Source organism: Marinobacter santoriniensis NKSG1 (genome assembly GCF_000347775.1).
GTDB classification, from domain to species: Bacteria; Pseudomonadota; Gammaproteobacteria; order Pseudomonadales; family Oleiphilaceae; genus Marinobacter; species Marinobacter santoriniensis.
Map to the genome: position 1 here is coordinate 961,656 of NZ_APAT01000015.1, position 21,742 is coordinate 983,397.

The 21,742-nt window shown below is 58.7% G+C and carries 20 protein-coding genes; 17 read left to right on the forward strand and 3 right to left on the reverse strand.

Annotated elements, in window-relative coordinates; translation table 11 throughout:
- The 8 genes from MSNKSG1_RS10210 (at window position 1) to MSNKSG1_RS10245 (ending at window position 9,070) form a co-directional block, all read left to right on the forward strand.
- Complete coding sequence (locus MSNKSG1_RS10210) at window positions 1–783, forward strand: fumarylacetoacetate hydrolase family protein (RefSeq protein ID WP_008939184.1); 783 nt, start codon at window positions 1–3, stop codon at window positions 781–783.
- A gap of 18 nt (window positions 784–801) precedes the next feature.
- Window positions 802–2,337, forward strand: a complete 1,536-nt coding sequence (hpaE, locus tag MSNKSG1_RS10215; protein ID WP_008939185.1) for a 5-carboxymethyl-2-hydroxymuconate semialdehyde dehydrogenase — start codon at window positions 802–804, stop codon at window positions 2,335–2,337.
- Window positions 2,338–2,413: 76 nt separating this feature from the next.
- Window positions 2,414–3,334, forward strand: a complete 921-nt coding sequence (gene hpaA, locus MSNKSG1_RS10220) for a 4-hydroxyphenylacetate catabolism regulatory protein HpaA (RefSeq protein ID WP_040886848.1) — start codon at window positions 2,414–2,416, stop codon at window positions 3,332–3,334.
- Between the two features lie 94 nt (window positions 3,335–3,428).
- Window positions 3,429–3,851: a homoprotocatechuate degradation operon regulator HpaR gene (gene hpaR / locus MSNKSG1_RS10225; RefSeq protein WP_008939187.1), complete on the forward strand. Its 423-nt coding sequence runs from the start codon at window positions 3,429–3,431 to the stop codon at window positions 3,849–3,851.
- On the forward strand, window positions 3,848–5,122 hold the full coding sequence (locus MSNKSG1_RS10230) for a multidrug effflux MFS transporter (protein ID WP_264622969.1): 1,275 nt from the start codon (window positions 3,848–3,850) through the stop codon (window positions 5,120–5,122). Before hpaR ends, MSNKSG1_RS10230 begins: the two co-directional genes overlap by 4 nt.
- A 222-nt stretch (window positions 5,123–5,344) precedes the next feature.
- Window positions 5,345–6,271, forward strand: a complete 927-nt coding sequence (hpaD, locus tag MSNKSG1_RS10235) for a 3,4-dihydroxyphenylacetate 2,3-dioxygenase (RefSeq protein WP_008939189.1) — start codon at window positions 5,345–5,347, stop codon at window positions 6,269–6,271.
- Between the two features lie 239 nt (window positions 6,272–6,510).
- On the forward strand, window positions 6,511–8,412 hold the full coding sequence (locus MSNKSG1_RS10240; protein ID WP_008939190.1) for an FAD-binding monooxygenase: 1,902 nt from the start codon (window positions 6,511–6,513) through the stop codon (window positions 8,410–8,412).
- Window positions 8,413–8,626: 214 nt separating this feature from the next.
- Complete coding sequence (locus MSNKSG1_RS10245) at window positions 8,627–9,070, forward strand: YtoQ family protein (RefSeq protein WP_008939191.1); 444 nt, start codon at window positions 8,627–8,629, stop codon at window positions 9,068–9,070.
- Window positions 9,071–9,127: 57 nt separating this feature from the next.
- Here MSNKSG1_RS10245 and MSNKSG1_RS10250 read toward each other — a convergent pair whose 3' ends face one another.
- Entirely contained in the window at window positions 9,128–10,123 is a 996-nt protein-coding gene (locus MSNKSG1_RS10250; protein WP_008939192.1) for an NADP-dependent oxidoreductase, read from the reverse strand.
- A gap of 81 nt (window positions 10,124–10,204) precedes the next feature.
- Here MSNKSG1_RS10250 and MSNKSG1_RS10255 point away from each other — a divergent pair, with 81 nt between their 5' ends.
- From MSNKSG1_RS10255 to MSNKSG1_RS10280, 7 genes are all read left to right on the forward strand, one after another.
- Window positions 10,205–12,094, forward strand: coding sequence for a potassium transporter Kup (locus MSNKSG1_RS10255; protein ID WP_008939193.1), 1,890 nt, complete (start codon window positions 10,205–10,207; stop codon window positions 12,092–12,094).
- 44 nt (window positions 12,095–12,138) lie between these two features.
- A complete protein-coding gene (locus MSNKSG1_RS10260) occupies window positions 12,139–13,146 on the forward strand; it encodes a zinc-dependent alcohol dehydrogenase family protein (RefSeq protein ID WP_008939194.1) in 1,008 nt (335 codons plus the stop codon).
- 104 nt (window positions 13,147–13,250) lie between these two features.
- Entirely contained in the window at window positions 13,251–13,394 is a 144-nt protein-coding gene (locus tag MSNKSG1_RS18930; protein ID WP_008939195.1) for a DUF3096 domain-containing protein, read from the forward strand.
- Between the two features lie 24 nt (window positions 13,395–13,418).
- Window positions 13,419–14,156, forward strand: a complete 738-nt coding sequence (locus MSNKSG1_RS10265; protein WP_008939196.1) for a maleate cis-trans isomerase family protein — start codon at window positions 13,419–13,421, stop codon at window positions 14,154–14,156.
- A gap of 220 nt (window positions 14,157–14,376) precedes the next feature.
- Complete coding sequence (locus tag MSNKSG1_RS10270; protein WP_008939197.1) at window positions 14,377–15,660, forward strand: cation:proton antiporter; 1,284 nt, start codon at window positions 14,377–14,379, stop codon at window positions 15,658–15,660.
- 101 nt (window positions 15,661–15,761) lie between these two features.
- A complete protein-coding gene (locus MSNKSG1_RS10275; RefSeq protein WP_008939198.1) occupies window positions 15,762–16,523 on the forward strand; it encodes an SDR family NAD(P)-dependent oxidoreductase in 762 nt (253 codons plus the stop codon).
- Between the two features lie 7 nt (window positions 16,524–16,530).
- Window positions 16,531–17,172 (forward strand): TetR family transcriptional regulator, encoded by a 642-nt coding sequence (locus tag MSNKSG1_RS10280; protein ID WP_008939199.1) that lies wholly within the window; start codon window positions 16,531–16,533, stop codon window positions 17,170–17,172.
- Here MSNKSG1_RS10280 and MSNKSG1_RS10285 read toward each other — a convergent pair.
- On the reverse strand, window positions 17,169–18,182 hold the full coding sequence (locus MSNKSG1_RS10285) for an AraC family transcriptional regulator (RefSeq protein WP_008939200.1): 1,014 nt from the start codon (window positions 18,180–18,182) through the stop codon (window positions 17,169–17,171). The genes MSNKSG1_RS10280 and MSNKSG1_RS10285 overlap by 4 nt on opposite strands.
- Window positions 18,183–18,305: 123 nt before the next feature.
- On the opposite strand from MSNKSG1_RS10285, the gene MSNKSG1_RS10290 reads away from it, so the two are divergent.
- Together MSNKSG1_RS10290 and MSNKSG1_RS10295 are read left to right on the forward strand one after the other, a co-directional pair.
- The gene (locus MSNKSG1_RS10290; protein WP_008939201.1) at window positions 18,306–19,808 is read left to right on the forward strand and encodes a flavin-containing monooxygenase; all 1,503 of its coding nucleotides are present in this window, start codon (window positions 18,306–18,308) and stop codon (window positions 19,806–19,808) included.
- 23 nt (window positions 19,809–19,831) lie between these two features.
- Window positions 19,832–20,638, forward strand: coding sequence for an alpha/beta hydrolase (locus tag MSNKSG1_RS10295; protein WP_008939202.1), 807 nt, complete (start codon window positions 19,832–19,834; stop codon window positions 20,636–20,638).
- 75 nt (window positions 20,639–20,713) lie between these two features.
- On the opposite strand, the gene MSNKSG1_RS10300 is transcribed toward MSNKSG1_RS10295, so the two are convergent.
- Window positions 20,714–21,610 (reverse strand): hypothetical protein, encoded by an 897-nt coding sequence (locus MSNKSG1_RS10300; protein ID WP_008939203.1) that lies wholly within the window; start codon window positions 21,608–21,610, stop codon window positions 20,714–20,716.
- Between the last annotated feature and the right edge of the window lie 132 nt (window positions 21,611–21,742).

Sequence of the window (21,742 nt, forward strand, 5' to 3'; positions counted from 1 at the left end):
ATGAGACATGCACGCATTATTTTTAACGGCCGCGAGTTCGATGTCGATATTGATGCCAATGATCGCATCACGACCGCTGACGGTCAGGAACTGGACGTCGCCCTGGATTCCGATGACATTACCTGGCTGCCACCGGTCAAGGAGCCGGGCACCATTTTCGCGCTGGGCCTGAACTACGCCGACCACGCCACCGAACTGGCGTTCGAGCCGCCGAAAGAACCACTGGTGTTCATCAAGCACGCCAACACCCTGACCGGCCACAAGCAGGTCAGCTATCGCCCCGACAACATCGAGTTCCAGCATTACGAGTGCGAACTCGTGGCTGTGATCGGCAAGGCGGGCAAGAACATCAAGCGTGAAGATGCGATGGATTACGTCGCGGGTTATACCGTCTGCAACGACTTCGCCATTCGCGACTATCTCGAAAACTACTATCGCCCGAACCTGCGGGTTAAGAGTCGGGACTCCCTGCTGCCGATGGGTCCCTGGATTGTCGATCGCGATGACGTCGCAGACGTCAACAACCTGCGTCTGACGACCGAGGTCAACGGCAAGATCACCCAGGACGGCTCAACCAGGGATATGATCTTCGACATTCCCTTCCTGGTGGAATACCTGAGCAAGATCATGACCCTGAGCCCGGGTGACATGATCGCCACCGGCACCCCGCACGGCGTGGTCGATATGCAGCCGGGCGACACCGTGGTCTGCACCATCGAAAACATCTGCTCACTCGAGACACGCATCGTCTCCGAGAAAGAGTACTACGGCGATAAATACTGAGCCTGCAGGAGAGCAATCATGAGCGATACCTACGCGACCAACCTGGAACGTGCCCAGCGCTACCTGGAGCGCTTCAGGAACAACACCACCGGCCATTACATCAACGGCGAATTCACCCTGGGGAATGGTGGCAAAGAATATGACAACATCACGCCGACCGACAATACTGCCATCGGCAAGATCATGGCCGGATCCACGGACGATATGGATGCCGCCTGCAAGGCCGCCGAAGACGCCTTTGAAGCCTGGGCAGCCACTCCGGGCGCCGAACGCAAGCGGTTGCTGAACAAATTTGCCGACCGTCTGGTTGAGCGAGCCGACGAAATCGCCCTGGTCGAGTCCATGGATTGCGGCCAGGCGGTCCGCTTCATGAAAAAGGCAGCAGAGCGCGGCGCTGCCAATTTCCGGTTCTTCGCCGACAAGGCGCCGGAAGCCCAGGACGGGCTTGCCCTTCAGCAACAGGAGCACACCAACTTTACGGTCCGCAAGGCGATTGGTCCCGTGGGGATCATCACGCCCTGGAACACACCGTTCATGCTGTCTACCTGGAAAATCGCACCGGCATTGGCGGCGGGCTGTACGGTTGTCCACAAGCCGGCCGAGCTGACGCCACTGAGTGCCTATATCCTGGCCGAGATCGCCGATGAAGTGCTGCCCAAGGGCGTCTGGAACATGGTCAACGGCTTCGGTGAGAGCGTTGGCAAGCGAATGACCGAACACCCCGCAATCAAAGCCGTGGCACTGGTCGGGGAATCCGCTACCGGCTCCCACGTCATGCGTCAAGGTGCCGATAGCCTGAAGCGGATGCATTTCGAGCTCGGTGGCAAAAACCCGGTGATCGTGTTTGATGATGCCGATTTCGAGCGGGCCCTGGATGCAGTTGTGTTCATGATCTACAGCCTCAACGGCCAGCGCTGCACCTCCTCGAGCCGTCTGCTCATCCAGAGCGGCATTCGTGACAAGTTCCTCGCCGCACTGGAACAGCGAGTACGTAATTTGAAAGTGGGCCACCCGCTGGATCCGGATACCGAAGTCGGTCCGCTGGTCCACACAGAGCATTACAACAAGGTGTCGAGCTACTTCGACATTGCCAAAGAGGACGGCGCCAACGTCGCCGTAGGCGGCAAGCGCATCACCGAGGCAAGTGGCGCTCTGGACCCGGCCGGCAACTACCTGGAACCGACGTTGTTCACCGAAGCCACCAGCCGGATGCGCATCGCACAGGAGGAGATCTTCGGTCCGGTACTGACCACAATAACCTTCGATACCGAGGAGGAGGCGATCGCAATCGCCAACGACACGGACTATGGACTGTCCGGCTATATCTGGACCGAGAACACCGGTCGCGCCATGCGCATGGCCAAGCATGTGGAAGCCGGCATGCTGTGGGTGAACTCCGAAAACAACCGTAACCTGCCGTCGCCGTTCGGGGGCATCAAGATGTCCGGTATCGGCCGTGACGGGGGCGACTGGAGCTTCGATTTCTACATGGAAACCAAGAACGTCTGCATTGCACACGGTACCCACCGGGTACCTCAACTGGGCAAAGGCTAATTGCAGGCCTGACCATCCGGAGCCCTTGTCATTGCGCGGGGCTCCGGCTCTATCCGGGTTCTGCTATATTCGCACCATGAATGAAACCGATCATACGGAATGGATTCCCAACATCATCCTGGGGCAGGATTACGACAGGCGCTATCTCGATGCGCCCATCCACTATGATGTACTGGAAAACCTGGCTGCTTTCTATGGTCGTGACATGCCGGTGCATCGACATGCCCAGTATGTCCAGATTCACTATATTGATCGTGGCATCATCGATTTTCATATCGATGACAAGATCTATAAAGTAACCGGGCCCGCCTTTTTCTATACGCCCGCGTCGATCCCCCATTCCTTTCGCACCGACCCCAGTGCCCGGGGGCACGTCCTGACAATCCACCAGTCACTGGTATGGCAACTCATGCAGGACAATGTCGGGCACGATGTCGACACCAGCCTTACCGGAGGCATCTGCCTGGAACGGGATCGGCTCCCCCGGAAGCAGAGGACCCAATGGATGCTGTTGGCCGGCATACTGGAGGACATCCAGCTGGAATGGTCAGGTGATCAGCTGGCAAAGGAGCTGGCACTGAAGAGCCTGGTCCGGCTGTTACTGATCCGCATGGCCAGACTCTCATTCAAACGGTCCGCCAGCAGGACTGTGAACAGTGAAGATCTGCGCCTTTTCCGCCGCTTCACCGATATGATCGAGGAACACTTCCACGACCAATGGCATCTGCCTCGCTACACCACGGAGATGGCAATTTCCGAAAGTCGGTTGAACCAGACGTGTCAGCGAATTGCCAACACATCCCCGAAACGGCTGATCCACGACCGGATGATTCAGGAAAGCAAGCGCCTGCTGATTTTCAGCAATCTTTCCAGTAACGAGATCTGCTACCAGCTTGGCTTCTCGGATCCCGCTTATTTCTCTCGTTTCTTCAAGAAGCATACCGGGATGACCGCCCAGCAATTCCGCAAGCACACGGCGGTTCGCGGAACACACTAGACATTCGTTAACACATTAATAAAATAACGATCTGCTGCTTTTCGCAACTATCAGGCGAATTTCCAGAGACCGGACTACCAGGGTAATCCAATTCATGCGCAAGTTTAATGACTCGCTCCCCCTCCGACTGCTCAAGGCTCGCGAGGCTGCCATGGCCTTTTTCCGCCCCCTGCTTCAGGAAATCCCGCTGACCGAGCAGCAATGGCGGGTCATCCGGGCGCTCAACGAATTCGAGGAACTGGAATCCAAACAACTGGCGGAACTGTGCTGCATTCTCAGCCCCAGCCTCACCGGCATCATCAACCGACTGGAACAGCAGGGTTACATAAAGCGCCGGAAATCCAGCGAAGATCAGCGCCGGATCCTGATCAGTCTCACCGATCAGGCCAAGGAAATGTTCGCCAGGATGAGCCCACTCCTTGAAGAACGCTATCAGGAAATGACCGAACGCTTCTCGTCCAGTGATATGCAAAAGCTCGAAGAGCTGCTGAACAAATTCTGCGATGTAAAACCCTGAAGACCTCTGCGCATCGGGAGGTCCCGGATGGCGCCGCGTCCACGCCCCACACTGAAACAGCGTCAAAAATGACAGCCAACACCCCGGTAAGTGCACCGTCAATCGGCCTGATGACCCTCATTGCGATGGCGAGCCCCCTGGCGCTGAATCTGTTCGTACCGGCCATGCCTGACGCTGCGCGGGACCTCCAGGCCGACATCGGGATTATTCAGCTCAGCTTTACCGCTTACCTGTTTACCCTGGCATTCGGCCAATTACTCTCGGGTCCGCTTGCAGACCATTTCGGCCGACGCCCTGTGCTTCTGGGCGGACTTGTCCTCCATATCCTTGGAAGCCTTCTGGCGGCATTCGCGCCGGATGTCGCACTGTTGATCACCGGCCGTGTGCTTCAAGCACTCGGGGGCAGTGCAGCCATGGTCCTGGCGCGCACGATCATCATCGACATCTACGGCCGCGCGGGAGCCGCAAGCCGCATGGGTTATGTCGTCATGGCAATTGCGACCGCCCAGGCGATAGCGCCGACACTCGGCGGTTACCTGAATGTCCTGGCCGGATGGCAATCCATTTTCTTTGTTTCGCTGGGTATGGGCGCCGTCGCACTGATCGTAACCTTACTGCAGTTACCTGAGACCTGCCGTGACAAAACTGACAACCTGAAACTGGGGACGGTGATTGATCGGTACGCCGGTGTCTTCAACTCCGGCGGATATCTCGGCTACGCACTCTCCACCACCTTCATCGCCACGGCTTTCTATATATTCGTGGGCACGGCTCCCTACATAGTCGACCATCTGGGTGGCAACTCTGCCCTGTTCGGCACCTGGTTCCTGTCGGTTTCGCTGGCATTCATGTCTGGCAGTTTCCTGTCGACACGGCTGGCCAGATACGCCAGTACCGATCAGCTCATGTTACTGGGCAACGCGCTTTCACTGACCGGCGCACTGGCACTGCTCGGTTTCGCGATCGGAGAAGAGCTGAGCTACGTCACGCTGTTTCTGCCAATGGCCCTGGTTACGTTCGGCCGCGGACTGAGCCAGCCCAACGCACAATCTGCAGCAATCAGCTGCTCTCCCACATCGGCGGCTACCGCTTCGGGGCTGATGGGGTTCATACAACTTTTGACCGGCTCCGTGATTGCCCAGCTGATGCCCTTGCTGCTCGGCAAAGGCGTTCTGCCAATTGCCGTGTGCATCTGTCTGGCTCCCTTGGCAGCGCTCGCTGCTCACTATTTCGCGCACACTCGGCGATACCGCGTGAAAGCAGAGGCGTAAGCCCCGTTCGAAACCACCTGAGGACAGCCGGGGAATCAGGCCAGCCCGGGAAATGAAACCGAAAAGTGCAACTTTTAACGTGAATACTGCATTTCCTGTCGAGGAAGAGCCGAGAATAATTGAGTTACAAAATCTGGAACCAGGCGCTGCCAATCCAAATCAACAAAAAGGCACGTTGTCACCCAATGCACCCACAACGTTCAACAATAAAAGGAAACAGTCATGGGAAAACTCGCGCTTGCCGCCAAGATCACGCATGTACCCTCCATGTATCTGTCCGAGCTGGACGGTCCGCAGAAAGGTTTTCGTCAACCGGCCATCGATGGCCACATCGAGATCGGCCGCCGCTGCCGCGAGCTGGGCGTAGATACCATTGTCGTCTTCGATACCCACTGGCTGGTAAACGCCAGCTACCACATTAACTGTGGCGAACACTTCAAAGGCAACTACACCAGTGGTGAGCTGCCTCATTTCATCTCGAATATGGAGTTTGAATACGACGGGAATCCTGAGCTCGGCAAACTGCTGGCCGCCGAATGCAATGCCCAGGGCGTGGAAACCCTGGCGCATGACAAGACCACCCTCGATCCCGAGTACGGCACTCTGGTACCAATGCGATACATGAACAAGGACCGCCACTTCAAGGTCATCTCTGTCTCCGCAATGTGTACCGCTCACTACCTGAATGACAGTGCCCGTCTGGGGTGGGCAATGCGCAAGGCGATCGAGGAGCACTACGACGGTACCGTGGCGTTTTTTGCCAGCGGCTCGCTGTCCCATCGCTTTGCCCAGAACGGTCAGGCACCAAAGTTCGCTACCAGAACCTGGTCTCCGTTCCTGGAACGCATGGATCACGAAGTGGTCCGGATGTGGGAAAACGGCGAATGGGACGATTTCTGCGAAATGCTGCCCGAGTATGCCGTCAAAGGCCATGGTGAAGGTTTCATGCACGACACCGCCATGCTGCTGGGGGCACTGGGCTGGTCCGAGTACGACCAGAAAGCCGAAGTCCTGACCCCCTACTTCGGCAGCTCCGGGACTGGCCAGATCAACGCTGTGTTCCCGATATCCACGGCCAGCGGCGACAAGGTTCCTGCTCCGCAGGCTTCGGTCACCGAGTCATTTATTCCCGGTTCAAGCCGCATCTGAGGCCAAGCGCCGGAGACTGGAACGGCCTGCAGCTGCAGGCCGTGAGTTCTGACAACCCGCCCCAAAACAGAAAAGTGCAATAACAAACCCGATTTTTACATTTCCTGCATAGACTTAACTCCGCAAAATTAAATCAGGCCATCACATACCGACAAAAAGCGGATTCCTACCAGAGGCAGGACAGAGGGGTCTTACTACCGCCCGTCCGGTCCCAGAAAACAAAAAAAGGAGAAGTCACCATGCAGTTTCACCATCACGGATATGTATCCACTGATCCGAGGGTCGAGGAAGCGTCCGGCACGGGCATTGACCGCCCCGAAACACTGCCGGACATCGTGGATGTACTCATCGTTGGCAGCGGACCTGCCGGCATGATTGCCGCCGCCCAGTTGGCGAAGTTCCCGAACATCACCACCCGTATCGTCGAACGGCGCTCCGGACGTCTGGAAATCGGCCAGGCCGACGGCATCCAGGCACGCAGTGTCGAGACGTTCCAGGCGTTCGGGTTTGCGGGAAGAATCACCGAAGAGGCCTACCGTATTACCGAAATGGCGTTCTGGGCCCCGGATGCCGATAATCCGTCGCACATTGCCCGATCCTCGGTGGCGTTGGATGACCCCGGCGGCAAGATCAGCGAATTTCCCCATCTGATCGTCAACCAGGCCAGGGTCCTCGATTACTTCGCCGAGTTCGCCAAAAATGCTCCCGCCCGGTTGACCCCCGACTACGGGCTGGAGTTCGTGGGGCTGAAGATTCACGACGGCGAGGACTATCCGGTCGAAGTCACACTGCGTCATACCGTGGGCGACAAGGAAGGCCAGGAATGCACCGTGAAAGCCAAATACGTTATCGGCTGTGATGGCGCTCACAGTCGTGTTCGTGAATCGATTGGCCGGAAGCACATCGGCGCGGTTTCCAACCATGCCTGGGGTGTCATGGATGTGCTGGCCACCACCGACTTCCCGGACATCCGCACCAAGTGCGCCATTCAGTCCTCAAGCGGGGGCAGCATTCTGCTCATTCCCCGGGAAGGCGGCCACCTGTTCCGGATGTATGTCGATCTCGGCGATGTCCCCGAGGATGACAACCACCAGATCCGCCAGACCACCCTGGAGACCACCATCAAGAAGGCCAACCAGATCTTGCATCCCTATACCCTGGAGGTGAAGAACTGCGCCTGGTACGCCGTCTACGAGGTTGGCCACCGGGTGACCGACAAATTCGATGACGTCCCCCCCGGCGAGGAAGACACCCGATCTCCCCGGGTGTTTATCACCGGTGACGCCTGTCACACCCATAGCGCCAAAGCCGGTCAGGGCATGAACGTATCCATGCAGGACGGTTGGAACATCGCCTGGAAGCTTGGGCATGTGCTCTCCGGCATCGCGCCCGAATCCCTGCTCAGTACCTATTCGAGTGAACGACAGGTTGTCGCGCAGAACCTGATCGACTTCGACAGGGAATGGTCAACCCTGATGGCCAAGCCCGCCGAGGAGTTCGAGGATCCGAAAGAACTCGCGGATTTTTACGTGAAAACCGCGGAGTTTCCGGCTGGTTTCATGACCGAGTATACGGAGTCGATGATTACCGGTACGACAGATCATCAGAACCTCGCCACCGGTTTCCCCGTTGGCAAACGGTTCAAATCGGAGCGAGTAACGCGTGTTTGCGATGGCAACGGCATTCACCTCGGTCACCATGCCACCGCCGACGGTCGTTGGCGCATCTACGCCTTTGCCGACAAGGCGCGTCCCGGGGAAGATTCCCGCTTGGCCGCCTGGGCGGAGTGGCTGTTCAGTTCCCCCGATTCGCCAGTCGTGAAGTACACCCCGGAGGGCTGGGACCTGGACAGCATCTTCGACGTCAAGGTGATCTACCAACAACCCCATGGCGAGATTGAATTCGGCCCGAATATCCCGGCCATTTTTGCGCCAAAGGTGGGTCCCTTCCAGGTGACTGACTATGAGAAGGTCTACGCCCTCGATCCGGAAATCGATATCTTCGAAACACGCGGTATCGACAGAAACGGGGCCGTTGTCGTAGTACGACCGGACCATTACGTTTCGCAGGTGCTGCCACTTGGTGACGTTAATGAACTCGCCAGGTTCTTTGACGGGACGATGCGCCGTAACCCGCGCTGAGAAAAGCACCGGGCATACTGAAGTATGGGGGCGATACAGATCGCCCCTTTTTTCCATCCCGTGTAATTGATTCAGGTTTTCCGGAGTTCATTGAGTCGAAAACACCAGCCAGGTCCAGACTGACGCTGACTCTCCTTTCCCCTTAAAGTATGATGCACCCTATCTACTTTTGGCTCGTATCTAGTCCCTCCTGACAACATTCAAGGAACCTGCAATGATCTGGACCGTTTATCTCTCTGGCGAAATTCACACCGACTGGCGCGAACAGATTCAGGCCGGTGCCGAAGCCGCGGGCTTACCCGTAGAATTCACGGCGCCGGTTACCAACCACGAGGCCAGCGATGCCGCCGGGGATGTTCTGGGCAAACCGGATGTACCCTTCTGGCGGGATCACCAGTCCTCCAAGGTAAATGGCATTCGCACCAAGACCCTGCTGGAGCAGTGTGACCTGGCGGTGATTCGCTTCGGGGACAAATACAAGCAGTGGAATGCAGCCTTTGACGCGGGCTTCTGCGCCGCCATGGGCACGCCGTACGTCACGCTACACGGCGACGACATCGTTCATCCGCTCAAGGAAGTCGATGCCGCTGCCATGGCCTGGGCGCAGACGCCCGAGCAGGTGGTTGAGGTACTGAAGTACGTCACGACCGCCAAATAGACGGCCTGACGCTGCAAAAAGGCCGGCGGCATCTTACTCCGCGCCGGCCCGGCTCCGTCAGAGCTTGACCATCAACTTGCCCTTGTTCCCCCCGGTCAGGAACAGAGACAGACCGCTCATGGCGGATTCCAGCCCCTCCAGAACGTGTGTGCGGTATTTGATCTGTCCCTTCTGCACGTAGGGCGTAAGCTTGGCCTGCAGCTCCTTCGTCTTGTGCCGGTGATCGGGCATGGTAAAGCCCTGGATCGACAGGCGTTTCTTGATGATACGCATCCAGTTGGGACCGGGGCGCGGGTTCGAAGAGGTGTAATCGGCGATCATGCCGCACACTACAATGCGGCCGTGGGCGTTCATGCGCTCGAACACATAATCCTGAATCGGACCACCGGTGTTCTCGAAGTAGACGTCGATACCATCCGGCGCCAATTCATCGAGTTTCGCGCCCAGGTCATCGGTCTTGTAATTCACGGCACCATCGAAACCCAGGTCGTTGACGATCCAGTCGGCCTTTTCATCACTTCCGACCACGCCAATCACCCGAAGGCCATCGGCCTTGGCCAACTGGCCTACGATCGAACCCACCGAGCCGGCCGCACCGGAAACCACCAGGGTTTCACCCGACTTCGGGTGACCATAGCCGTAAAGCCCCTGTGTGGCGGTCAGCCCCGGCAGGGCAAACACCGACAGCGCCATTTCCGGCGGCAGGTCTTTGTCGACTTTATTAACGCCCGTACCATCGGTCAGCGCCATCTCCTGCCAGCCGAACATTCCGATCACCTGATCGCCCACCGAAAAATCCGGGTGTCGTGAGGCTACGACCTCACCAATGCCGGACGAACGCATCACATCACCCAGTTCCACACGCGGAATGTAGCTATCGGTGTCGGCGGACATCCAGCCCATCATGGCCGGGTCCAGGGACATGTAGGTCTGCTTTACCAGAAACTGACCCTCGGCAGGCTCGGGAACGGTTTTCTCCACCACCTCGAACAGATCCGGACCGATATTACCCTCAGGACGTTTAACAAGATTGATCGCTTTGTAGGTACTCATGGACAGAATCTCCTATGGTGATTGTTGGAACCCTTGTCAGTGATTGATGGGTCGCCATGCAAGTTCTTCAAGGGAGCGTATATGACCGAATCTGAAAATGCATCGGAACCCGGACGCGCGGCGATTGGTCTCGCGGTGCTTGGCATCGTCTATGGCGACATCGGCACCAGCCCGATCTATGCCCTGCGCGAGTGCTTTCGAGGCGTCAGCCCCGTGCCCATCAACGAGGCCAATATCCTCGGCATACTGTCGCTGATCTTCTGGGCACTCGTCATTGTGATCTCGCTGAAATACATGGTTTTCATTCTCCGCGCCAATAATCACGGCGAAGGCGGAATCTTTGCGTTGCTGGCGCTGTTGCGGCCGGATCAGGCTCAACACAGTCACTCCCGGCGGGTTCTGATCCTTCTGGGGCTGTTCGGCGCGGGCCTGCTCTACGGCGGCACCATGCTGACACCGGCCATCTCGGTACTCAGCGCCGTGGAGGGACTGGAGGTCGCCGCGCCGTCACTCGAAAGCTACGTTCTGCCCGTGACCATTGCCATTCTGGTGGTACTGTTTGCCATGCAGAAGCACGGCACCGCCAAGGTTGGAGCCATGTTCGGGCCGATCATGGTGGCCTGGTTTCTGACCCTGGCCGCCCTGGGCATCAACAGCATCATGGATCATCCGGAAGTGCTCAAGGCGGTCGTGCCCTGGTACGCAGTGCAGTTTCTCGCGAGCAATAACCTGGCGGGCTTTCTGGTGCTGATCGGGGTGTTCCTGGTGGTCACCGGCGGGGAAGCCCTCTACGCAGACCTCGGCCATTTCGGCGCGACACCGATACGCGTGGTCTGGTTCTATTTCGTGCTGCCTGCCCTGCTGCTGAACTACTTCGGCCAGGGTGCGTTGCTGCTGGACAAGCCGGACGGTACGCTGCAGCCGTTTTTCCATCTGGCACCGGACTGGGCGCTGTTTCCATTGATCGGCCTCGCCACAGCGGCCACCATCATCGCCTCGCAGGCGGTCATTACCGGCGCGTTTTCATTGACCCGTCAAGCCGTGCAGCTCGGCTTTGTACCACGCCTGAAGGTTCAGCAGACCTCGGAGCACTCCCACGGCCAGATCTATATGCCCGGAATCAACTGGTTCCTGATGATCGCGGCCATTGCCCTGGTGCTCACCTTCCGTTCATCGAACAACCTGGCGGCGGCCTACGGTGTCAGTGTAAATGCGACCATGCTGGTGACCACGATCCTCGCATTCAACGTGGCCCGCGAACGGGGTGGCTGGAGCCTTGCCAAGGCAAGCCTCTTCCTGCTGGTGTTTCTCACCGTGGATCTGGCCTTCCTCACCGCCAACGCCGAAACCATTCCCCGCGGTGGCTGGTTTCCGGTAGCCATGGGCGCGGTGATCTTCACCGTCATTGTTACCTGGCGCCGTGGTACAGAGCTGCTGATCCAGTCCTACGAAGCCAACACCATCACCATTGAAACCCTGCTGGGCCGTCTCGAACACGACCCGCCCCACCGGGTCCCCGGCACCGGTGTGTTTTTCACCGCGCGGGCGGAAGAAGTCCCCAACGCCATGATGCAGCTGCTGAAACACAACAAACTTCTGCACGAAAACATCGTGATCGTGAACGTCAAAATGACCCGAGATCCGCGAGTCTCCCATGAGGATCGAATGCAGGTTAAAGCGTTCGGCCAGGGCGTTTACGAAGTCCGGCTCAACTATGGTTTCATGCAGGGGTTCAATATCCCCTCGGATCTGTCCTACTGTATCGAGCATCGGGACTTGCCCATTGATCTGGACGACACCACGTATTTTGTCGGCAGGACGTCGGTCATCGCCGACCGGAAAAAAGACGGCATGATGGCCTGGCGCGACAAACTGTTCGCATTCATGGTGCGTAACACCATGCACGCTACATCGCTTTACCAGATCCCTGCCAGCCGCGTGATTGAAATCGGGCTGCAACTGGGAATCTGACGATCTTTGGACCACTCAACAAATGAACGGACGGAGGCTATTCCATGAAGCGAGCCACACTCGCCCAGCCCGGCGGATTGGACAAACTGCAGATCACCGAGGGTCCCGAGCCTGGTGAACCCGGGCCAGGCGAAATACGGGTGAGGGTTCATGCCAGCTCCCTCAACTTCCATGACTATGGAGTGGTTGCGGGGGTCATACCCACGGAGGACGGCCGAATCCCCATGGCCGACGGCGCCGGCGTGGTGGAAGCTGTCGGTCCCGGTGTGGACGAATTCAGGATCGGCGACCACGTGGTTTCCACCTTCTTCCCGAAGTGGCTGGACGGGCCGGCCCCCATCGATAATTTCACAACGACACCCGGCGACGGAATCGACGGCTACGCCCGCGAACGGGTGACAGGTCCTGCACAGGGATTCACCCGTGCGCCCGAAAACCTCAGCCACGCCGAGTCCGCAACGCTGACCACCGCGGGGCTGACCGCCTGGCGGGCGCTGGTGGTAGATGCCGGATTGAAGGCTGGCGACACCATACTGACGCTCGGTACCGGGGGCGTCTCCATCTTTGCCCTGCAATTCGCGAAGATGATGGGCGCACGGGTGATTTCGACGTCGTCTTCTGACGAAAAGCTCGAACGGCTCTCCGCCCTCGGAGCCGACCACACCATCAACTACAAGACCACACCCGCCTGGGGCAAGCGTGTCCTCGAGTTGACCGGCGGGAAAGGCGTGGATCATGTCATTGAGGTCGGCGGACCCGGCACCCTGCCGGAGTCCATTGACGCGGTGCGAATCGGCGGCCATATCTCGTTGATCGGCGTACTCACCGGCCGGGCCGGCGACGTCCCTACCGCCCGACTGATGGCCAAACAGGCGCGCCTGCAGGGCCTGATCGTGGGCAGCCGGCGACATCAGCAGGAGATGATACGCGCGATAGAGGCAAACGACCTGCACCCCGTCATTGATCGCTCTTTCTCGCTGGAAGAGATTGCAGACGCGTTCCGTTACGAGGAGTCCGGTCAGCACTTCGGCAAGATCTGCCTGACATTCTGAGGTTTCCCCGTCCGGCCCCGGTGCTCGCAAGGGATTGCCGAGCACCGATACAAGTGTCAGGCTGATGGTGAGTACACCAACGATCCCGACGTGAGGCTCAGACTATGACCATACACCTGGAATTGGCCCCGCTGATCAGCCTTGGCGCAGGCATCGGCATCCTGATATTTCCCCGGCTGCTCAACTACATTGTCGCCGGTTACCTGATCGCAATGGGTGTGCTGGGGCTGTTTGGCCACTCGTTCTGACGCCACTGCTGCGCAGGAGGTCCCATGTCCCGGACAGTCCCGTCACCCAGGCTTGGTTTCCTGTATCCCGGCCATGCTGCCGAGGATGACTACCCCTTGTTAGGCCGGATGATCGATCCGCCTGCGGAGGTTCACCTTGTCCACACCGGATTCCTTGAGGATACCCACACGGTTGAGGCGCTCAGTGAGATGGGTAGCCTCCCCCGGCTGCAGAAAGGGGCCGAAGCCCTGGCCGACTCCGGAATCGAATCGGTCCTGTGGACCTCCACCAGTGCGAGTTTCGTGCTGGGCCTGGACGGTATCCGCCAGCAGATCGATGCCCTGGAAAAAGCCCTGGGCGTTCCCGCCTCCACCACCGCCATGGCGTTTGCACGCGCTATCACCGCCATCAATGCGAACAGCGTTGCGATTGCAGCAACTTATCCGGAAGACGTTGCCCAACGCTTCTGCCAGTTCCTGGATCACTTCGACATCAATGTGGTTCATGTGTCGAGCCGGGGCATTGTAACGGCTGCCGAGGTAGGCGAACTCGAAAAAGACGACGTGATCGAGTTTGCGGTGGCCAACAGCCACAACGACGCGGACGCGCTGCTCATACCGGACACAGCCCTTCACTCGGCCGCATGGCTTCCGGATATCGAGAGTGCTACGGGCAAACCGGTCCTGACCGCCAATCAGGTCAGCTTTTGGGAAGCCCTGCGCCTGTGCGGAAAACTGACGCCTCAACGCGGCCTCGGCCGGCTATTTGAAGAGATCCCATGAGATCAACGTCGCGCGAGTGCCAGTGACGCCCTGTTGACTTAGCGCATCTGCCGCCTTCTCCACACCTTCGGTCAGTATCCGGTTCGGTGGTATCCTACCGGCTTGGCGCCACCCCGGGCACGTCCCTCTACCCTCGCCCAGTTCAAGTCGCGCTATCAATCATACTTAACCACCGGGTATTAACGCCCGGGAATGAACCGTTTCTTATCCGGGAGAATCAATGGATACCTGGTATCTGCTGTGTTTCCTTTCAGCTACCGCCATTCTGGTGGCGTTTGCCAATCAGTTTTTCCTCAACCTTCAGACCACCATCGCCATTACCAGCGGGGCCGTGGTCATCTCACTACTTCTCATACTCGCAGTGAAAGTGCTCGGCAACCAGACGGCCGTGGCCGTCTCCGACATGCTATCCAATGTGGACTTCAAATCGCTGTTGCTTGAGGGCATGCTCGGGCCGCTGCTGTTTGCCGGAGCACTGGAGATCGACCTCCGGGCCATGCGCAGGCGTCGATGGGAAATCACCATCCTGGTCCTGTTCGGTACGCTGGCCTCGACGTTCCTGGTAGGCCTGTTCGTCTACTGGATCATGGGACTAATGGGCTGGAACGTGCCCTTCATCTACTGCCTGCTGTTCGGCGCGCTGATCAGCCCGACGGATCCGATTGCGGTCCTGGCCATCATCAAACAGATGAAGGCACCGCCCTCCATCTCGATCCAGGTCGAAGGCGAATCCCTGTTCAACGATGGTGTCGGCCTGGTGGTGTTCACCACCATTCTGACCCTGGCGTTCAGCCATACCGAACCCACGTTTGCCAATGTCGCGGATCTGTTCCTGACCGATGCCCTGGGCGGCATAGCCTTCGGCATGCTGCTGGCCGTCATCGGTCACTTCCTGCTGGTCAAGAGCGAGGACGGCAATATCCGGTTGCTGCTGACGTTCTGTATTCCCACCGCCGGCTTTGCCCTCGCGAATATCATCGACGTTTCCGGAGCCCTGGCCATGGTGGTCAGTGGCATCTTTCTCGGTAACGTCACCCGTGCGAAGGCCGCCTCCATGGCCCGGTTGAGCAGCATTCGCAACATCCGCAACTTCTGGCATGCGGTGGACGGGGTTTTGAACGCATTCCTGTTCCTGCTGATAGGGCTGCTGGTGGTGACACTGCCCGTGACCGGAGAGCAGATTCTTCTTGGCCTGCTGGCGGTGCCTGCTGTTCTGCTGGCGCGCTTTATCAGTGTCAGCCTGCCGTACCTGGCGTTCCGCCGTTTCCGTACCTACGACAAACACTCGGTGGCGATACTCACCTGGGGCGGTTTGCGGGGCGGTCTGGCGCTGGCCATGGCAGCGTCCATTCCCAGCCATGCCGCCTATTTCAACGGTGTGGATCTGCATACTTTGCTGCTGGTGATCACCTACATTGTGGTGATTTTCTCCATCATCGTTCAGGGCTCCAGCATCAAGCCGCTGATCCGTAGCAGCATTGCGGCGCAGACCAACGACTCATAGGAACAGCCGCTCATCAGGAAATAATTAACCGCGGGTTATTTACATCCGAAGGGCTGCACCGTATATTAAGTGACCAGCGTTCACTTAATAAGGAAAACAAGATGAATCATGTCCTGATCACAGGCGCCAGCGCCGGTATTGGCGAAGCCTTTGCCCGAGCCCTCGCCGCCGAAAAGCAGAATCTGATCCTCGTTGCCCGTCGTGAGGAACGTCTCGCGGCCCTGGCGGGCGAACTGTCTGATGCCTTCGGAATTTCCGTCGAGATCCTGGCCGCGGACCTCGCCACGCCTGACGGAGCTGAAAAAGTCGCTGCCGCTGTGACAGCCGCCGGGTGGCAGCTCTCCGGCCTGATCAACAATGCCGGCTTCGGCGACCGGGGCGATTTCGGGGAACTGTCACTGGAGCGTCAGCTCAACATGATCCAGGTAAACATCACCTCTCTGGTTGCACTCACCTGGAAGCTCCTGCCCAACCTGAAAGCCCAACAAAACAGCTTCATCATCAATGTTGCCTCCAGTGCTGCCTTCCAGGCGGGCCCCAACATGGCCATCTACTACGCGACCAAAGCGTTTGTGCTGTCCTTCTCGGAAGCGCTGCACGAGGAACTCAGAGGTACCGGCCTGACAGTCAGCGCCCTGTGCCCTGGCGCCACGGAGTCGGAATTCGCGGCCGAAGCCAACATGGCCGACACCAAACTCTTCAAGGCCGGCGCGATGTCCGCAGAAGCAGTCGTGAACGAAGCCCTCGCCAAACGGCGCAAGGCCATTGTCATCCCCGGACTGCGCAACCGGTTGATGATATGGTCGGGCAAGTTTTCTCCCCGGTTCATTACCCGGCGACTCGCTGGCTGGTTACAGGCTTGAAAATTCGATGAAAGGCATGCTTTGCAGTGGACGGCAGCGCGCCCGTACGGAAGCGGAAAAAATCGCCAGGGAACAGCACATCCTGGATGCGGCAGCCGAGTTGTTCGTCAACCGCCGATATGACCAGCTGACCCTGGCGGATGTCGCTGCCGCCAGCGGCCTCACCAAAGCCGCGCTATACCGCTATTTCAGAAGCAAGGAACTGCTGTTCATCGCCGTCTATCGCCGCGCCTTCACGGCCCTGGTAGACGATGCGGAAGGCCGTCAATCGTTGGCGCTACCCGACGACCTGACCGGGCTGCTGGTGACACACCCGCTCTTCTGCGGCCTGACCGCCATCCTCCACATGGCCCTGGAAACCGGCCTGACCGAACAGGAAGCCCGCAATTTCAAACTGTTTTTGCTGGAACAGTCCCAACGACTCGCTGAACTGATCCAGGCCGCCACCGGACATGCTGAGAGCGACTGCTTCAAGTTTCTCCTGCAATGCCAGCAGGCTCTGATCGGATGCTGGCACATGACCCACCCGCCGGAAGCCGCCCGCAAGGCGATGGAACGTCCGCCTCTGACGGTGTTCAAACTGGAGTTTGAACCTACGCTGCACAGCCATATTCAGAGCCTGTATTTCGCTTTTCTGACCAAAACCTAGCCCAGCAACTGCTTCCGGTAGCCTTTTGGCGTCAGTCCGAACCAACTCCGGCACGCCCGGTTAAACGCAGACTGTTCGGAATAACCGAGCAGCCCGCTGATCTGGCCGAACCCCATATCGGGTTCCCTCAGATACTGGCGGGCCAATCGTGTGCGCTCGTTGTTCAGCAACTGCTCATAGGTGGTTCCCTCCAACGCCAGTCTTCGCTGCAGGGTACGCTTGTGCAGCGACAGGTGGGCGGCGATGGCGTCACTGGTACACTGTCCCGTTGGCAAAAGGGTATTGATCAGCCGGATCACGTCTTCGGTGAGCGTATTGGCGTTGGGAGCCTGCTGGGCGTCCAGGTAACGCCGGGCCAGCTGCCAGGTCTGATGATCCGCGCTGGGCAGGGGCATGGAGGCGACAGACGCCGGCAAATAAAACCCGCACCAGTCCTGCTCGAAGAAGGCATCACAGCGAAAGACTTTCCGATAGACCGATTCGTCGGCGAGTCGGGCGTGGATGAAATATACCGCCAGCGGTGCGAACCCATCGCCACACAGCAGGGTCATGACCTGCATGGCGTTTGCCAGACTCAGCTCGTGGGACTGGGCCCGGTAACCCCCGCCTTCCCCATCAATCGTGAAGACAAACCGGATCACCGACTCATCATTCATGGTTACCCGGGACATGGTCAGCGACAGCGCCGGGCAATGCAGGTGGAGGTAGCGGGCGATGCTGTTGATGGCCTCTCCCACTGTCAGGGAACTTCGGGCAATAACCGAGATGGGGCCCAGGATATCCATACCCTGGTACCTCGCCAGCATCATTCCAAAGGCAGGATCACCGAGTTCGTTGGCCGTGTCGTCGAGTAACGCGGTCAGGTGTCTGAACACCAGGAACGACTGGTCGTCCCGCTGCTCTTCCGGCGGTATACGGTATCTTGCCAGCAATGGCAGCGGGTCCCCGCCCTTGCTCCTGACAAGTTCATCATACCCCCAGAGATTGGTGGCCCGGATCAGACTGGACACGTTTCCTCCAACTGGCTACCTGTCGCGATTTGTCAAAAATATGTCCAGATCCGGCAATATTGTCAAGGCGCTGCATTGGCATAGTATGGATAAAAGTGCGAGACCAATAACAAGGAGAACCGCATGGCAACACCCCACTATGACCTCATCATCATCGGTGCGGGCCTTTCCGGCATCGGCAGTGCGTGCCACATCGCCCGAAACTATCCGCAGAAGACCCTGGCGATTCTGGAACGCCGGGAGAACATGGGTGGTACATGGGATCTGTTCCGGTATCCCGGCATCCGTTCCGATTCGGACATGGCCAGCTTCGGTTACAACTTCAAGCCGTGGTACTCCGATCAGGTGCTGGCAAAAGGGGGTGACATCCGCCATTACGTCGAGGAGACGGCCCGGGAATTCAGCCTGCAGGACAAGGTCCACTACGGCCTGCACATTACCGGCGCCGACTGGTCCAGCAAGGATCAGTTCTGGACGGTAACCGCCACCCACGAGAAGACCGGTGAAACCCGCCAGTTCACCTGCAACTTCCTGCTCAACTGCGCCGGTTACTACAACTACGACCACGGCTACCGGCCCACTTTCGAGGGCGAAGAAAACTTCAAGGGTACGATTGTGCATCCCCAGTTCTGGCCGGAGGACCTGGACTACACTGGCAAGAAAGTCGTCGTGATCGGCAGCGGCGCCACGGCCATCACCGTCGTACCCGCCATGGCCGAAAAGGCCGGGCACGTGACCATGCTGCAACGCTCACCCAGTTACATCATGGCCATGCCGGACACCGACAAGATATCCATCGCCCTGAACAAGGTGCTGCCCAAAAAGCTGGTTTTCAAACTGGCGCGCAAACGCAACATCCTGTTCCAGCGAGGGCTCTACCTGGCGTGCATGCGCTGGCCCAATGCCATGCGCAAGTTCATGCTCCGCCACATGCGCCGTCAGGCCGGCCCGAACGTCGACATGCGGCACCTGACACCGAATTACAACCCCTGGGAACAGCGCCTCTGTGCCGCTCCGGACGGCGATTTCTTCAAGACATTGCGATCCGGCGCTGCGGACATGGTCACCGACCATATCGATCACTTTTCCGAGAACGGCATCGTGCTGAAATCCGGCCAGACCCTGGATGCCGACATCATCGTCACCGCCACCGGCCTGGATGTTCAGCTCATGGGCGGCCTGGAACTGCAGCTGGACGGCAAGGCCGTTGATCTGCCGAACAAGCTCACTTACAAGGGCATCATGCTCCAGGACGTTCCGAACTACGCCTGGATCTTCGGCTACACCAACGCCCCCTGGACCCTCAAGTGTGACATCGGTGGCCGCTATATCTGCCGCCTGTTCGATGAGATGGCCCGGCGCGGGACGAACGTGGTCCGTCCGGTGGACAGGGACGGTCTGGAAAGCGGCACCGGCATGCTGGATGAATTTGCGCCGGGTTACATTGTCCGCGCCAAGGACCGCATGCCCCGCCAGGGCCTGAGCGGCCCCTGGAAAGTGACCATGCACTACGGCAAAGACAAGAAGATGCTGGTGGAAGATCCCGTCGATGATGGCATCCTGCAGTTTGAAAAGCCGGAAGCGACAACCACCCGTGACAGCCGGCCAATGACGGCCACGGCATGAGCGACGGGAGGCGGGAACCTAGCATGAGTACGAACCAGAAACCACCGGTGCTACTGATCCACGGGATGTGGAGCGACGCCGACACCATGAGCGAAGTGCGCGACGCCTTCAGCGAACAGGGCTACCCGGTGGAGGCACTCACGCTGCCCCACCACGCCCCGAGGGCGAGCCACTCCGCCGAGAGCCGAAGGGCACTGGCACAGACCCGGCTGCAGGATTACGTTCGCTTTCTGGTGAATCACGCCAGCAAGCTGGACCGTGCTCCCATTCTGGTGGGGCATTCCATGGGCGGACTGCTGGCGCAGCTTACTGCCGCCCGGATTCCCTGCGAGCGGGTGATTCTGCTGTCCTCAGCAGCGCCGGCCGGCATAAACGGCCTGGGGCTGTCCGTGTTTCGCACCCTCGGACGCAACCTGCTGCGTTTTCCGCTGTGGAGACAGGCCACCGAACTGGGACTGGCCAACGTCCAATACGGTATCGCCAATGCGCAGAGTGAGGCAAAACAACGGGACATCTTCGAACACTGCGGCTACGAATCCGGAATGGTGACCTTCCAGATGACACTGGCGGCGTTTACCCGAAAAGCCTTCGCCAACGTCGAGCCGGACAGCATCTCTTGCCCGATCCTGATCGTCGGCGGAACCGCGGATCGCATCACCCCGATCCGCATCCAGCGCCAGATTGCCCAGCGCTACGGCGATCGCTGCAAGCTCGTGGAACTTCCTGGCTGCGATCACTGGACCATCGGTGGCCGTTTCTTCGGGGATGTCCAGGGTGCCATGTTCCAATGGCTGGAGCAGGCAGATTACAGCTCTTCCACCGCAGCCTGACACGCCAGGCCCACATGAAAACAGCCCCCGGAAGGGGGCTGTTCGGATGACTCGCTATGGGCGGATTGACCACCGTCAGGCAGGCAAGGGTTGCTCATCCATCGCCCGGGTTTCCGGCGAAACCGCCTCCAGGAAGATATCCCGGAAAGACAAATAATAAGCGCCTCCCAGCACCGCGCCCCAGACAATCGAGGTAATAAAGGCTAACACCCCCATCACAATCATCGACGTGCTGGCCGCACCAATTGCGAAAACGGGAATAAACAACAGCTGCATGAATACGATGGCGTTGATCCCGAAAAACAGCAGAACGAGGACGTTACGAATACTGGCCCGCAAACTGTTGGCCATCGCCCGCATCACCCCCTGCCGGGCAATCACGATCAGTGGAATGACAAACGAGAACAGCGCCGCGAACAGACCAAGAAGAATCAGGCCAACAATAATGGAAAGCCCCAGGGCCATCCCACCATTCCGGGCGCCAAGACCGCCGTCCATCCAGTGTTCGAAACCGGCCGGTCCAAACGCCTGGCCAGACACGGCTGAAACATCAGTGACAAGATAAACAATACCCGCGACCGCCACGGCCATCAGAATCATCATGACGAGCATCAACACGATATGAAGTACCGTGTGGCCGTTAAAACCGGACACCACGTCCGAAAACCTCGGTCGACGTTCTGCCACACCATGAAACACCGCCAATACCCCGGCATTCAGAAGACAGGACACGACAAATACCACGATGCCTGCCAGGGCCGTCACGGCAAACCCGGCACCGGTCATCAGCGTTACCACGCCAACCTGAAGCAGCAGGGTTACCACCAACACCACAAGGTACGCCGAGAGTACAACGCCCCAATGGGCACGAAACAAACGGATGGATTCAAAAATCCAGCTCAGGGGAGGGCCGGCCTCAGCCTTACGCGGGGATGCAAGCGGTGCAGAGACAGAGGGAGGGTGAGAATTCATACGCGGAATCTTCCTTGATTTACTTTCCATTAAGCCTGACCATCCAGATGGTCAAACGCGAGCGGCGCATCTTAGCAAACCGGCTGACCATGGTCACGGTCACCAGGTGGCCCACCCGCGGCAATTGCGGTT

Bases quoted from the DNA above. Each gene is read 5' to 3' on its own strand.
- MSNKSG1_RS10210 (WP_008939184.1), top strand. From the start codon at position 1: ATGAGACATGCACGCATTATTTTTAACGGCCGCGAGTTCGATGTCGAT.
- hpaE (WP_008939185.1), top strand. From the start codon at position 802: ATGAGCGATACCTACGCGACCAACCTGGAACGTGCCCAGCGCTACCTG.
- hpaA (WP_040886848.1), top strand. From the start codon at position 2,414: ATGAATGAAACCGATCATACGGAATGGATTCCCAACATCATCCTGGGG.
- hpaR (WP_008939187.1), top strand. From the start codon at position 3,429: ATGCGCAAGTTTAATGACTCGCTCCCCCTCCGACTGCTCAAGGCTCGC.
- hpaD (WP_008939189.1), top strand. From the start codon at position 5,345: ATGGGAAAACTCGCGCTTGCCGCCAAGATCACGCATGTACCCTCCATG.
- MSNKSG1_RS10240 (WP_008939190.1), top strand. From the start codon at position 6,511: ATGCAGTTTCACCATCACGGATATGTATCCACTGATCCGAGGGTCGAG.
- MSNKSG1_RS10245 (WP_008939191.1), top strand. From the start codon at position 8,627: ATGATCTGGACCGTTTATCTCTCTGGCGAAATTCACACCGACTGGCGC.
- MSNKSG1_RS10250 (WP_008939192.1), bottom strand. From the start codon at position 10,123: ATGAGTACCTACAAAGCGATCAATCTTGTTAAACGTCCTGAGGGTAAT.
- MSNKSG1_RS10255 (WP_008939193.1), top strand. From the start codon at position 10,205: ATGACCGAATCTGAAAATGCATCGGAACCCGGACGCGCGGCGATTGGT.
- MSNKSG1_RS10260 (WP_008939194.1), top strand. From the start codon at position 12,139: ATGAAGCGAGCCACACTCGCCCAGCCCGGCGGATTGGACAAACTGCAG.
- MSNKSG1_RS18930 (WP_008939195.1), top strand. From the start codon at position 13,251: ATGACCATACACCTGGAATTGGCCCCGCTGATCAGCCTTGGCGCAGGC.
- MSNKSG1_RS10265 (WP_008939196.1), top strand. From the start codon at position 13,419: ATGTCCCGGACAGTCCCGTCACCCAGGCTTGGTTTCCTGTATCCCGGC.
- MSNKSG1_RS10270 (WP_008939197.1), top strand. From the start codon at position 14,377: ATGGATACCTGGTATCTGCTGTGTTTCCTTTCAGCTACCGCCATTCTG.
- MSNKSG1_RS10275 (WP_008939198.1), top strand. From the start codon at position 15,762: ATGAATCATGTCCTGATCACAGGCGCCAGCGCCGGTATTGGCGAAGCC.
- MSNKSG1_RS10280 (WP_008939199.1), top strand. From the start codon at position 16,531: ATGAAAGGCATGCTTTGCAGTGGACGGCAGCGCGCCCGTACGGAAGCG.
- MSNKSG1_RS10290 (WP_008939201.1), top strand. From the start codon at position 18,306: ATGGCAACACCCCACTATGACCTCATCATCATCGGTGCGGGCCTTTCC.
- MSNKSG1_RS10295 (WP_008939202.1), top strand. From the start codon at position 19,832: ATGAGTACGAACCAGAAACCACCGGTGCTACTGATCCACGGGATGTGG.
- MSNKSG1_RS10300 (WP_008939203.1), bottom strand. From the start codon at position 21,610: ATGAATTCTCACCCTCCCTCTGTCTCTGCACCGCTTGCATCCCCGCGT.